8 protein-coding genes are annotated in these 12806 nt (G+C 75.1%); 4 read left to right on the forward strand and 4 right to left on the reverse strand.

Annotation, left to right across the window (positions count from 1 at the left end; translation table 11 throughout):
* The first annotated feature begins 58 nt into the window (after positions 1-58).
* On the forward strand, positions 59-1237 hold the full coding sequence (locus tag GA0070620_RS23510) for a MarP family serine protease (protein ID WP_091594272.1): 1179 nt from the start codon (positions 59-61) through the stop codon (positions 1235-1237).
* A gap of 15 nt (positions 1238-1252) precedes the next feature.
* On the opposite strand, the gene GA0070620_RS23515 is transcribed toward GA0070620_RS23510, so the two are convergent.
* From GA0070620_RS23515 to eccCa, 3 genes are all read right to left on the reverse strand, one after another.
* The gene (locus GA0070620_RS23515; protein WP_091594274.1) at positions 1253-2041 is read right to left on the reverse strand and encodes a phosphatase PAP2 family protein; all 789 of its coding nucleotides are present in this window, start codon (positions 2039-2041) and stop codon (positions 1253-1255) included.
* A gap of 45 nt (positions 2042-2086) precedes the next feature.
* Positions 2087-3280 (reverse strand): type VII secretion-associated serine protease mycosin, encoded by a 1194-nt coding sequence (gene mycP / locus GA0070620_RS23520; RefSeq protein ID WP_377520914.1) that lies wholly within the window; start codon positions 3278-3280, stop codon positions 2087-2089.
* Positions 3281-3491: 211 nt separating this feature from the next.
* Positions 3492-7487 (reverse strand): type VII secretion protein EccCa, encoded by a 3996-nt coding sequence (gene eccCa / locus GA0070620_RS23525; protein ID WP_091594276.1) that lies wholly within the window; start codon positions 7485-7487, stop codon positions 3492-3494.
* 100 nt (positions 7488-7587) lie between these two features.
* Between eccCa and eccD the strand changes: the two genes are divergently transcribed.
* Positions 7588-8985, forward strand: coding sequence for a type VII secretion integral membrane protein EccD (gene eccD / locus GA0070620_RS23530; protein WP_091594278.1), 1398 nt, complete (start codon positions 7588-7590; stop codon positions 8983-8985).
* A 36-nt stretch (positions 8986-9021) separates the two neighbouring features.
* Here eccD and GA0070620_RS23535 read toward each other — a convergent pair whose 3' ends face one another.
* A complete protein-coding gene (locus tag GA0070620_RS23535; RefSeq protein WP_091599259.1) occupies positions 9022-9528 on the reverse strand; it encodes an inorganic diphosphatase in 507 nt (168 codons plus the stop codon).
* Positions 9529-9895: 367 nt separating this feature from the next.
* Between GA0070620_RS23535 and dacB the strand changes: the two genes are divergently transcribed.
* Together dacB and GA0070620_RS23545 are read left to right on the forward strand one after the other, a co-directional pair.
* On the forward strand, positions 9896-11596 hold the full coding sequence (gene dacB, locus GA0070620_RS23540; protein ID WP_172836487.1) for a D-alanyl-D-alanine carboxypeptidase/D-alanyl-D-alanine endopeptidase: 1701 nt from the start codon (positions 9896-9898) through the stop codon (positions 11594-11596).
* Positions 11597-11734: 138 nt separating this feature from the next.
* Positions 11735-12802 (forward strand): zinc-dependent metalloprotease, encoded by a 1068-nt coding sequence (locus tag GA0070620_RS23545; RefSeq protein ID WP_091594282.1) that lies wholly within the window; start codon positions 11735-11737, stop codon positions 12800-12802.
* The last annotated feature ends 4 nt before the right edge of the window (positions 12803-12806 follow it).

The following is a 12806-nucleotide window of genomic DNA, read 5'->3' on the forward strand; positions in this document are numbered from 1 at the left end:
CGGTCACCTTCCGCAAGCGATGGTCATCCGGCGAGCCCGCTGCCCGTACGCTTGACCCGTGTCCGCCGTGGATCTCGTCCTGCTGCTGCTCATGCTCGTGTTCGCGATCAGCGGATACCGTCAGGGTTTCGTCATCGGAATCCTGTCGTTCTCCGGCTTCTTCCTGGGCGCCCTGATCGGCCTCCAGGTGGGCCCGCTGCTGGCGCGGCAGTTCGTGGACAGCGGCACCCGGGTCCTGATCTCCCTGGTGGCCGTGTTCGGGCTCGCGGTGGCGGGGCAGGCGCTCGCCGGTTGGCTCGGCTCCAGCCTGCGCGCGGCGATCACCGGCCAGGCCCTGCGCAAGATCGACGACGTGGGCGGCGCGTTCGTCTCGCTCTTCGCCGTGCTCCTGGTGGCGTGGCTGGTCGCGGTGCCGCTCGGCTCGTCGTCCCTGCCGTGGCTGGCCTCGTCGGTGCGGAACAGCGCGCTGCTCACCGTCGTCGACCGGGTCCTGCCCGACCAGGCCCAGCAGCTCTCCACGGCGCTGCGGGACACGGTCGACACGAACGGCTTCCCGGACGTCTTCGGCGACCTCGCCCCCACCCGGGCCCGGCAGGTGGAACCGCCGGACCCGGCGCTCGCCGGCTCCCAGGTGGTGGTCAACGGCAAGCGTTCGGTGGTGAAGGTGCTCGGGTCCGCCCCGAGCTGCTCCCGGCGCATCGAGGGCTCCGGTTTCGTGTACGCGGACGACCGGGTGATGACCAACGCGCACGTGGTCGCCGGCACCCGCACGGTGGCGGTGGAGCTGGGCGGTGACCGCTACGACGGTGAGGTGGTCGTCTACGACCCGGACCGCGATCTGGCCGTGCTCCACGTGCCCGGGCTGCCCGGCCCGTCGATGCGCTTCGCCGCCGGTAACGCGGGCAGCGGCGCGGACGCGATCGTGCTCGGTTTCCCCCTGGACGGGCCGTACAACGCCCAGTCCGCCCGGGTCCGGGACGTGGACCGCATCACCGGACCGGACATCTACTCGTCGGGTGACGTCACCCGTGAGATCTACACGATCCGGGCGCTCGTGCGCAGCGGCAACTCCGGTGGCCCGCTGGTCTCCTCGAACGGGCTGGTCCTCGGGGTGATCTTCGCGGCGGCGGCGGACGACCCGAACACCGGCTTCGCGGTCACCGCGGCGGAGGCCCGCCCGGTCGCCCTGGCCGGTGCCGAACGCACCCGCGCCGTCGGCACCGGCGAGTGCACCTGACCGCCGCCCGGCGGATCACCTCTCGGGCCGGTCCGTCCCCGAGGCCCCGGGCCGGACAGGGGGCGTTGCGGGGGTGCCCCCGTGAGGGCGGTGCCGCCAGACGGTGAGGGCGGCGGCGGTCGCGGCCACCACGGCCGTCCCGAGCAGCCAGCCGGCGACCACGTCGCTGGTCCAGTGCACCCCCAGGGCCACCCGGCTGAGCCCGGTCAGTCCGGCCAGCAGCAGCGCGCCCGTCCAGAGGGCGGCGCGACGGGCGGGACCGCCGGCGTACGGCAGGAAGACCAGCAGCAGCACCCCGGCGAACAGGGCCGCGTTGAGGGCGTGCCCGGACGGGAAGGCGTAGCCGGTGGCCCGGGCCACCGGGTCCAGCAGATCCGGGCGGTTCCGCGCCACGAGCAGTTTGAGCAGCGGGCCGAGCAGGCCGCCGACCGTCATGGTGATCGCGACCCAGAGCGCCAACCGGTGGGCCTGCCGCCGCACCAGCCAGATCACCACCACGAGCGCGGTCACCCGCAACGGCATCGGCCCGAACACCTCGGTCCACACGCTCAGGCCGCGCGTCCAGGTCGGGTGGTCGAGGGCGTAACCGTGCAGCGCGTCGGTGACCGCCGTGTCGAGTCGCCGCAGCGGCGGCCAGGAGGTGAGGACCAGCAGGGCGAGCACCGTGAACGGCACGAGGACCAGGAACGCGGCGACCGCGGCGAGGGTGAGGCGCAGCCCGCGCGAGTCGTCGCGGTCGAGCCGGCGGCGCCGCCAGGACTCCCGGTCAGCGGGGACGAGGGTACGCGGACCAGGCGTGCTCATGGCGTCAGTTCTACCCCGTCGGACGCGCGGACAGACCCCGTCGCGTCAGTGGCCGCGCTGCCGGAGTCGCCGCACCATGAGCGCCGCGCCCGTCAGCAGGGCGACGAAGATGGCCGCGCCGGTCCACAGCTGCTCGGGCGCCGACTCCTCCTGCGCGCCGGCTGGCCGGGCGGTCCACGGACTGTGCTGGCGGGGCGCGCTGAGGCCTAGCGGGTCGCCACCGGCACCGGCGGCCGGGTCCCCCTGATCCAGGCCGGGAGCCGACCCGAAGCCCACGATGCCGGGGGAGGCGTTGTCGTCGAGCGGGTTGCCGGTCACCGGCGGCACGTCGGCGGTGAGCGCGGCGACCGGGTCGACCAGGCCGTAGCCGAACCGGTCGTCGCGGCCGGTCGGACCGATGTCCCGGGCGGTCGACAGCAGGCGGTTGACCACCTCACCCGCCGACATCCTCGGGTAGCGGGAGCGGACCAGCGCGGCGGTGGCGGCCACCAGCGGCGCGGCGAAGCTCGTGCCCTGCACCCGCCAGTAGCCGTCGGGGCGGGCGCCGACGAGCCCGGTGGCCGGTGCGGTGAGGACCGTCGCCCTCCCGGTGATCGACCCGGACCAGAGGTTGTCGCTGCTGCGTTCCAGACCGGCGACCGCGATGACGCCCGGCTCACGGGCCGGGTACCAGACCCGGGTGCTGGTGGAGGTGGCGAGATTGCCGGTGCAGGCGACGACCACCACGTCCCGCGCGAACGCGTAGTCCAGTGCGGCCGCCAGCGCCGGGCTGTCGCCGCTGCCGCCGAGCGACAGGTTGATCACCCGCGCGCCGTGGTCGACGGCCCAGCGCACACCCTTCGCGACGATCATCGCGTCGTCGTACCGGTTCTCCTCGTCCAGGACGCGGACCGGGAGGATCCGGGCGTTCGGTGCGAGGCCCACGACGCCCTGGTTGTCGTCGGCGCGGCCGGCGATCAGACCGGCGACCGTGGTGCCGTGGCCGACCGGGTCGGGTTTGCCGCCGCCGTTCGGGGAGACCAGGTCGATCCCCGGCAGAACCTGACCGGCGAGGTCGGGGTGGCTGCCGTCCACACCGGAGTCGACGACGGCGACGGTCACCCCGCGGCCGGTGGAGCTGCGCCACGCCGTCCGCGCATCCAACTCGTCGAGCTGCCACTGCTCGTCGCGGATCTGGTCCGGCCGGCCCTGAGGATCGGTGGGCGCGAACGCCACCGGCGTGCCCACGACCTCGTCCAACGGGGTAGGGGCGGCGACGGCCGGCACGGCCGGACCCGCGAGCGTGACGACGGTCGCCGCCACGCCGAGCAGCGCCCGGCCGGCGATCCGTCGCGTCGCCGTCGGGCAACTGTGCCGAGCCTCAGTCACATCCCCAGCCGTTCCATCCGGACAGAACCACGACGAGATTACCGGTTCCCACGCCCCCTTCGGGGCGATCCGTCGACACCGGTCACGAAGGCGGCAGGTGGGCCAGCTGCACCAGGCGTACGCCCTCCCGGCGCGTGACCAGCCGACCACGGCCCGGCGGCAGCGGTCCGGGCCGGGCCGGGCCGACGAGGGCGCCCTCCTCCGGGTTTCCGGCCATCACCAGCCCGGCGGTGGAGAGTTCCCGGAGCCGCTGGACGATCGGCTCGTACTGGGCACGGCCGGCGCCACCCGAGCGCCGGACCAGCACCAGGTGCAGGCCGACGTCCCGGGCCTGGGGCAGGTACTCCTCCAGCGCGCGCAGCGGGTTGGTCGGGCCGGTGGCCACCAGGTCGTAGTCGTCCACCAGCACGAACAGCTCCGGCCCGGACCACCAGGACCGGTCCCGCAACTGCTGCGGAGTGACCTCCGGCCCGGCGATCCGGCGGGCCAGGTAACCGGCGGCGGACTCCACCAGGTCGGCGGTGTGCGCGGCGGCCGTGCCGTAGCCGATCAGGTGCGGCGACTCGATGGCGCCGAGCAGACTCCGGCGGTAGTCGACCAGGATCACCCGGGCCTGCTCCGGCGTGAACCGGGTGACGATCGTGGTCGCGAGCGCGCGCAGGAACGAGGACTTGCCGCACTCGGCGTCACCGAAGACCACGAAATGTGGCTCGACGGCGAAGTCGAGCGCCACCGGGCGGAGGTCGGCCTCGGCGATGCCCACCGGCAGCCGCAGCCCGGCGGCCGCGGTGAGGTCCAGCTCCGCGTACGGGAGCACCGGCGGGAGCAGCCGTACGCGCGGCGCGGGCCGCCCCGGCCACGCCTCGGCGACCTGCTTGACCAGGCCGGCGGTGTCCGCTGTGGATCCGGCGAGCTGCGGCAGCGCGGTTAGGAAGTGCAGGCTCTCGGCGGTGACGCCCCGGCCGGGGAACTTCTCCGGCACGTTCGCCGCCGCCCGCCGGGCCACCAGCGAGTCGGCGGGGTCACCGAGGCGCAACTCCAGCCGCGAGCCGAACAGGTCCCGGATCGCCGGGCGGAAGTCCAACCAGCGCAGCGCGGTGGTGACCACGTGCACCCCGTACGACAGGCCCCGGGTGGCCAGGTCGGTGATCAGCGGTTCCAGGTCGTCGTACTCGGCGCGCAGCGTCGTCCAGCCGTCCACCACCAGGAACACGTCGCCGAACGGGTCGGACGTCGGCTGGTCGGTGGCCGTGGCCCGACGCCGCCGGTACGCCGCCATCGACTCCACGCCCAGCTCCGCGAAGCGGCGCTCCCGCTCGGCGAGCAGCGTCGCCACCTCACCGACCGTGCGCCGGACCGCGGTCGGGTCGGCCCGGCCGCTCACCCCGCCGACGTGCGGCAGTTCGCGCAGGGCGGCCAGCCCACCACCGCCGAAGTCGAGGCAGTAGACCTGCGCCTCGGCCGGGGTGTGGCTGAGCGCCAGCGCGCAGACCAGCGTGCGCAGCAGCGTCGACTTGCCGCTCTGCGGCGCGCCGACCACGGCGACGTGCCCGGCCGCGCCGTCCAGCGCCAGCCAGAGCAGGTCCCGACGCTGCTCGAACGGCCGGTCGACGACGGCGACGGGCACGCCGAGCGCGCCGTGCAGCTCCGGGTTGGCGGTGGTGAGGCCCCGGGCCGGGTCGACCACGATCGGACCCAGCAGCTCGTCCAGCGCGGGCGGGCGGTCCAGCGGCGGCAGCCACACCTGGTGAGCCGGTGGGCCCTGCCCGGCCAGCCGGTCCACCAGCAGGTCGAGCAGGCTGCCCCGGCTGTCCGCCTCCGCCGTCTCCGGCGGGGGCGTGGTGGTTGGCTCGGGCACCGGCACGAGGTGGGTGGTGAAGGTCAGCAGCCGTCTCGCGCCACCGGCGCCGGATCCGGCGGCGGGGCCGTGGCGGGGCAGGGCCCCCGAGACGTACGCGGCCCGGAAGCGCACCAGCGGCTCGGTGCCGAAGCGCAGGTAGCCGTGCCCGGGGGTGCGGGGCAGGTCGTGGGCGTCCGGCACCCCCAGCACCGTGCGGGACTCCAGCGCGGAGAAGGTGCGCAACCCGATCCGGTACGACAGGTGGGTGTCCAGCCCGCGCAGCCGCCCCTCCTCCAGGCGCTGCGACGCGAGCAGCAGGTGCACGCCGAGCGAGCGGCCCAGCCGGCCGATCTGCACGAAGAGGTCGATGAAATCGGGCTTCGCCGACAGCAGCTCGGAGAACTCGTCGCAGATCAGCAGCAGCGACGGCAGCGGCGCGAGCGGGCTGCCGGCCGCCCGGGCCCGCTCGTAGTCCCGCACGCTCGCGAAGTTGCCGGCCCGGCGGAGCAGCTCCTGCCGCCGCACCAGCTCGCCGTTGATGGCGTCGACCATGCGGTCGACGAGCGGCAGCGCGTCGGCCAGGTTGGTGATCACGGCGGCGGTGTGCGGCAGCCGGTCGAAGGACGCGAAGGTCGCGCCGCCCTTGAAGTCGATCAGCACGAAGTTGAGCTGCTCGGAGCTGTGCGTGGCGGCCAGCCCGAGGACCAGGGTGCGCAGCAGCTCCGACTTGCCGGAGCCGGTCGCGCCGATCAGCAGGCCGTGCGGCCCCATGCCGTCCTGCGCGGACTCCTTGAGGTCCAGCTCGATGGCGCCCCCGTCGGCGCCCACCCCGATCGGCACCCGCAGCCGCTCCCGGGCCGACCGAGGTGCCCAGCCCTGCTCGACGGTGAAGCCCTCCGGGTCGCCGAGGCCGAGCAGGTCGGGCAGCCCGAGGTCGGTGGCGAGCGGGGCGTCCGGGCCGCGGGCGGCGCCGGCCAGGCGCAGCGGCGCGAGCCGCCGGGCGACCGCCTCCGCGTCGGCCGGCTCCAGCCGGTCCGGTACGCCCACCTCGGCGCGCCCCTCCACCGAGTACGAGTGCAGCCGCCCGTCGCGCAGCTCCAGCAGCAGCGCGTACCGGTCGAGCAGTCGGGGCGGCGGGGTGTCCAGGTCGAGGACGGTCACCGCGTCGATGCCGCCGTCGCCGGTCAGGTCGGTGGCCCCGGTCAGGTCGCCCCCGTCGAGCACCACCACGACGTGCGGCCCGTCGGTCGCCGCGCCCGTCGGGCTGAACCGGGACCGGTTGCCCAGCACGTCGTCGAGCAGGCGTTCCAGGTCGGTGGCGGAGCTGGCCACCAGGCGGACCGGGCCGAGGGCGTCGGTGCGGGTCGGGTGGTGGACGTGCGGCAGCCACTTCACCCACTCCCAGGCGGCCCGCCGTTCCGGCCCGGCGCAGACGGCGACCAGCAGCTCGTCCGGGGCGTGGAAGACCGCGAGCTGGGTGAGCACCGCGCGCACCAGCGCGCGGGCGGCCTGTCCCCGCGCCGGGCCCCCGTCCACCGCCGGTCGCCCGTCGTCCACCGTCGCCGCCCCGACGGTCGGCGCCTCGGCGACGAAGACCCGGGCGAAGCTGCGCAGCGAGAGCGCCACCGGCAGGTCGGGCACCACCGAGTAGGCGTCGAGGAAGCGGCGCAGCGCGCCCGCGGTCATCGGCTCCAGCTCCTCCAGCGGCCGGGTGACCGGCGGGACGAGCGGTGTGGCCAGGGTCTGCGGGCCGACGGCGACCCGGACCACCGCGAAATCGGGGTCGGCCGGCCGGCGCTCCCACACCCGGTGGCTCGCCACGGTCGACCAGAGTCGCCCCGGGTCGGGGTGCCGGTAGTAGAGCCCGTCCCGCTGCTGTCCGGCGGTCTGCCGGACCCGGCGCCGCAGCCCCGCCAGGTGCCGCAGGTACTCCCGCCGGGCGGCCATCATCTCCGACTTGCGCGGGGTGCCGGAGGCGCTGCCCCAGGAGGTCACCAGCATCGCCAGCGAGGAGAGCCCGAACATCCCGCCCACCAGGTACGCGTACGCGCCGCCGCCCCGGCCGAACATCATGGCCATCGCAACCGTGCCGCCCAGCATGGGCAGCACCATGAGCAGTTGCTGCCAGCGCCCGCCGGTGCCGACGGGGATCTCCGGCGGGGGTTCGACCGGCAGTTCACCGGCCGGGATCTCCGGCGCCGGCCGTCGGGGCGGGCGCTTGATGACGACTGTGGACACCGACCCTCCCGGAACGCTCGGTAACCCGAAGCTGGCTCATCGTAGGTAAAGTCCTGTCGTCCGCGCAGCCACCTATCGCGCTCGATATGGAGAAGCCTCGATGACAACCGGGCTGGCCCGCGTCACGATCAGCGCACCGCGGCGTCGGCTGGACGTCGCCCTGCCCGAGCAGGTGCCGCTGGCCGAGCTGCTGCCCGACGTGCTCCGGCACGCCGGGGAAGGGCTGGCCGACGACGGCGAGCGGCACGGCGGGTGGCTGCTCCGCCGCACCGACGGCGCACCGCTGTCGACCGCCCAGGCGCTGCTGCCGCAGGGCGTCCGCGACGGCGAGGTGCTGCACCTGGTACCGGCCCGCGCGCACTGGCCCGAGCTCGAGTACGACGACGTGGTGGAGGCGATCGCCGACGGCGCCCGGCGCCGGGGCGGCGCGTGGACACCGGCGGCCACCCGTGCCGCCGCCCTGGCCGGCGCGGCGGTGCCGCTCGGCGTGGGCCTGCTCGCCCTGCTCGGCGGCGGACCACGGGCCGGCGTCGGCTGGCCCGGCGCGCTCGGCGTGGCGGTGCTGCTCGTCGTCGCCGGCACCATCGCCTCCCGGGCGCACGGCGACGGCGTGACCGCCGCGACCCTCGGCGGCTACGCGCTGCCCTACGCCGCCACGGCCGGCGCTCTCGCGGTCGGCTCCGGTGACCCGGTCGGGCCGTTCGGGCCCCTGCGCTGGGTGGGCGCCCCGGAGTTGCTGGCCGGTGCGGCGTCCCTGCTGCTGGTGGCGGTGCTCGGGCTGCTCGGTGTCGCCACTCGCCTGCGGGTGTTCGTGGCCGGCGCGACGGTCGGCCTGGTGGGCGTGCCGGCGGCGCTCGGCGGGCTGCTGCTCGGCCCGGCCGGCGCCGCGGCGGTGCTGCTCTGCGTGCTGGTCTTCGCGGTGGGGGTGATCCCGCTGGTGGCGATCCGCCTGGGCAAGCTCCCGCTGCCCCCGATCACCCTGCCGGATCCGTCCGACGGCGGGACGCCGGTGCGCGACCTTCCGGACCGTGGGCGGGTCCACGCGGCGGTGGCCCGCACCGAGGAGACGCTGACCGGAATGCTGCTCGGTCACGCGGTGCTGGCGACGGTCGCGGCGGCCGTGCTCGCGACCACCGGCGGGACGGCGGGGCGGGTGCTGGTGGCGGTCACCGCCGGGGTGCTGCTGCTCCGGTCCCGGCTCTTCGTGGCGGTGCGGCACCGGGTGCCCCCGGTGGTCGCCGGCCTCGTCGGGTCCGCCGTCCTCGGGGCGGTGCTCGCCGGGCACGCGGGCGGCGCCGGGCGGCTCGTGCTCGTCGGGGCGGGCGCGGCGGTGGCCCTGCTGGCCGTGGTGGCCGGCACCACGTACGCCCGCCGGCCGGTCTCCCCGTACCTCGGTCGGGTCGCCGACCTGACCGACACGGCCCTCGTGGTGGCGGTCGTGCCGGTGGCCTGCGCGGTGCTCGACCTCTACGAACGGGCCCGGGGGCTGCTCGGCTGAGCGGCCCCCGGGCCCGTTCCGGAAGTCGTGGCGCGGTCAGTGCGCGGTCTCGCCGCGCTCTTCCGCCTCCTTGGCGCGCCGGTACGACGCCAGGATCTCGGCCTCGGCCTCGGTCCGCCCCACCCAGGTGGCGCCCTCGACCGACTTGCCCGGCTCCAGGTCCTTGTAGACCTCGAAGAAGTGCTGGATCTCCAGGCGGTCGAACTCACCGAGGTGGTGGATGTCGCGCAGGTGCTCCTGGCGCGGGTCCTCGTAGGGGACGCAGAGGACCTTGTCGTCGCCGCCCTTCTCGTCCGTCATCCGGAACATGCCGATGGTGCGGCACCGGATCAGGCAGCCCGGGAAGGTCGGTTCGGGCACCAGCACGAGGGCGTCCAGCGGGTCGCCGTCCTCGCCCAGGGTGCCCTCGATGAACCCGTAGTCCGCCGGGTACTGGGTCGACGTGAAGAGGGTGCGGTCAAGCCGGATCCGGCCGGTCTTGTGGTCGACCTCGTACTTGTTGCGGTGACCCTTGGGGATCTCAACCGTGACGTCGAAATCCATCTGCACGCTCCCTCGTTTGCCCACGCTGGCCAACGGAACCACCGGCTGCCGTCCGGACAGGTGAAAGCCACCCGCCGGCTCCGGCCGCCGCATAGTGTTCGGACCGAAGTAGTGTCACCCAGGCCGGTTTTCACACGGGGAGGAGGGGGCCGTGGGGAGGGAAGATTCACACTACCGCCCGGACGCGGGGTCTGGACGCGGTACGGGACGATCTGGTTCGGGCAGTGCCAGCGGCCGCGTATCGGTCCCCGGAGCCCATCCACCCCGCCCAGACGAGGGTAATCCACTCCCAGCCTGGCAACCGCCGCGGGACACGCCGGCTCGCCCGGGCCAGGGTCGATTTCCCGTCCTCGGGCCCGATCGGCCGATGACGCCGCCCACCTATCCGGCGGCCGCGCCCACCTCCGGGCCGGCGCCGACCTCCGGGATCCCGACCAGCCCCGCGCCCGCCGGCCCGAATCCGATCCACCGTCCGGTCGACCGTGGCTACGCGCCGGCCGGTGCCGCGGGACCGCAGGCCAGCGGCCGCGCCCAGGTCGGCCCGTCCGGGTCCGGCCCCACACCCGGTTACGCCGGTGGTGGTCCGGTGAGCGCCCCGCCGGCTGGGCCCGACCCGGCCGGCGGCTCACCTCGGCGGCGCCGCCTGCCCGTGGTGCTCGCCGTGGTGCTGCTGCTCGTGCTGGCCGGCGTCGGCGTCGCTGTGCTCCGCCCCGGCCCGGTCGCCGGTTGGCTGGGTGCCGGCGACAAGGACGGCCCGCAGGCCGCGGCCGTGCGGCCCGACCCGTCGCCGTCGCCCGTGCTCGCCGGAGCCGATCCCAACGCGCCGCTGCCCACCGCCGACGGCGTCCGCGCCGCCCTGGACCCGCTGGTCGGGGCCGCCGCCCTCGGCGGCCGGGTGAACGTGTCGGTCGCCGACGTCGCCACCGGTGAGTCGCTCTTCGCCAAGGGCGCCGACGACGGCACCGTCCCCGCGTCGGTGACGAAGCTGGTGACCGGTGTGACCGTGCTGGCCGCGCGCGGCCCCGGCTACCGGATCCCCACCCGGGCGGTGGCCGGGCCGAACCCGGGCGAGGTGGTGATCGTCGGCGGCGGCGACCCGACGCTCGCGGTCGACCAGAAGGGCTTCTACCCGGGTGCGGCCCGCCTCGACGACCTGGCCGCCCAGGTGAAGCAGGCCCTCGGCGGCACCGCCCCGACCAAGGTCATCGTCGACTCGTCGCTCTACTCCGGCCCGACCCTCGAACCGGGTTGGGACGAGGACATTCCGGTCGGCGGCTACGGCGCCCAGATCACCGCCCTGATGACCGACGGGGCACGTAGCGACGTGCCGAAGGCGAAGAGGGACCACGAGAACGGCGAACACGCCGCCCAGCGGGTGACCCAGCCCGCCCTCACCGCCGGCCGCGCGTTCGCCCGCCTGCTCGGCGTGCCGACCAGTGCCGTCAGCACGGGACGGGCGCCCGCCGGCGAGGGTGCCGCGGCCGGCGCTCCGGGCGCGGAACTGGGCAAGGTCGAATCGCTGCCGATGGTCCGCCTGGTCGACATCATGATCACCGACAGTGACAACATCATCGCCGAGGCGTTGGCCCGACAGGTCGCGCTGGCCCGCAACCAGCCCGCCTCGTTCACCGGCGCCGCCGCCGCGATGGACGCGGTCGCCGGTGAGCTGGGCCTGCCCGCCGACGAGTTGGCCCTCGCCGACGGCAGCGGTCTCTCGCGCACCAACCGGATCAGCCCGTCGCTGCTCACCGACCTGATCACGCTCGCCGGCAGCGGCAAGCACCCCGAGCTGGCCGCCATCTTCGGCGGCCTGCCGGTCGGCGGCTGGTCGGGCACCCTGGGCGACCGCTACGGGTCCACGGGCACGAAGCCCGGCGCCGGCGTCGTCCGGGCCAAGACCGGGACGCTGAGCCGGGTGAGCGCCATCGCCGGCACGCTCACCACGGCCGACGGACGCCTGCTCACGTTCGCCGTGCTCACCGACGATGTTCCCGAGGGCGGCACCGACCCGGCCCGGGTCGCGCTGGACCGGATCGCCGCCGCGCTCGCCGGCTGCGGCTGCCGCTGACCGCGCCGGGTACGACCCGGTCGCCGACTGCCGACCGGCGGGGCTCGACGGCCGCGTCCACCGGGATCGGCGGGGATCGGTGTCGATCGCCCGCCGCGAGCCCCGGCCGGTGTGTTCCCACGCGGGTACGGTGGGTGCATGGCGCAGTTCGTGGACTGGGATCTGGCCGCCGCGACCGCGGGGGCGCTGGGCAAGTCGGGCCCCAAGGTGACGTACGCGGAGGCCACCAACGTGGTCGGCGACCTGCGGCGGCTCACCGACGAGGCGGCCGGGCACGTGGCCGACTACACCGGCCTGCGGGCCCAGGTCACCCACCCGCCGGTGCGGGTGGTCGACCGGCGTGACTGGGCGGCCGCCAACATCGACGGCCTGCGTGAGGTGATCAGCCCTCTGGTCAGCCGGCTCACCGGCGACAAGCGGCCCGGCGCGATCACCGAGGCGATCGGTTCGCGGCTCACCGGCGTCCAGGCCGGCACGGTGCTCGCCTACCTGTCCGGCCGGGTGCTCGGCCAGTACGAGGTCTTCTCCTCCGACCCCGGTCAGCTGCTGCTGGTCGCGCCGAACATCGTCGAGGTGGAGCGGAAGCTCGGCGCCGACCCCCGTGACTTCCGACTCTGGGTGTGCCTGCACGAGGTGACCCACCGGACCCAGTTCACGGCCGTGCCGTGGATGCGGGCGTACTTCCTCGGCGAGGTGCAGGCCTTCGTCGACGCCTCGTCCGGCAACGAGCACCTCCTGGAACGGCTGCGGCGCGGCGTCGCCACCCTCTCCGACGCGATCCGCGACCCGGAGAGCCGCACCAGCGTGCTGGACATCGTCCAGACCCCGGCCCAGCGGGCCGTGCTGGACCGGCTTACCGCGCTGATGACGCTGCTCGAAGGGCACGCCGAGTTCGTGATGGACGGGGTAGGCCCCGAGGTCATCCCGAGCGTCGACCGGATCCGGGCGGCCTTCAACCGCCGCCGCGAGGCCGGCAACCCGCTGGAGAAGGCGATCCGCCGGCTGCTCGGCGTGGACATCAAGATGCGCCAGTACGCCGAGGGCCGCAAGTTCGTGCACGGCGTGGTCGAGCGCGTCGGCATGGAGGGCTTCAACAAGATCTTCGGCTCCCCGTTGACCCTGCCCCGGCTGGAGGAGCTCGGCGACCCGGACGCGTGGGTCGCGCGGGTCCACGGGCCGGTCGGCCCGGTCCAGGCCACCGGCTGACCGC

Origin of the sequence: Micromonospora krabiensis (assembly GCF_900091425.1) — a bacterium.
In the GTDB taxonomy this organism is placed as follows: domain Bacteria; phylum Actinomycetota; class Actinomycetes; order Mycobacteriales; family Micromonosporaceae; genus Micromonospora; species Micromonospora krabiensis.

Bases quoted from the DNA above. Each gene is read 5' to 3' on its own strand.
- GA0070620_RS23515 (WP_091594274.1), bottom strand. From the start codon at position 2,041: ATGAGCACGCCTGGTCCGCGTACCCTCGTCCCCGCTGACCGGGAGTCC.
- GA0070620_RS23535 (WP_091599259.1), bottom strand. From the start codon at position 9,528: ATGGATTTCGACGTCACGGTTGAGATCCCCAAGGGTCACCGCAACAAG.
- GA0070620_RS23545 (WP_091594282.1), top strand. From the start codon at position 11,735: ATGGCGCAGTTCGTGGACTGGGATCTGGCCGCCGCGACCGCGGGGGCG.
- dacB (WP_172836487.1), top strand. From the start codon at position 9,896: ATGACGCCGCCCACCTATCCGGCGGCCGCGCCCACCTCCGGGCCGGCG.
- eccD (WP_091594278.1), top strand. From the start codon at position 7,588: ATGACAACCGGGCTGGCCCGCGTCACGATCAGCGCACCGCGGCGTCGG.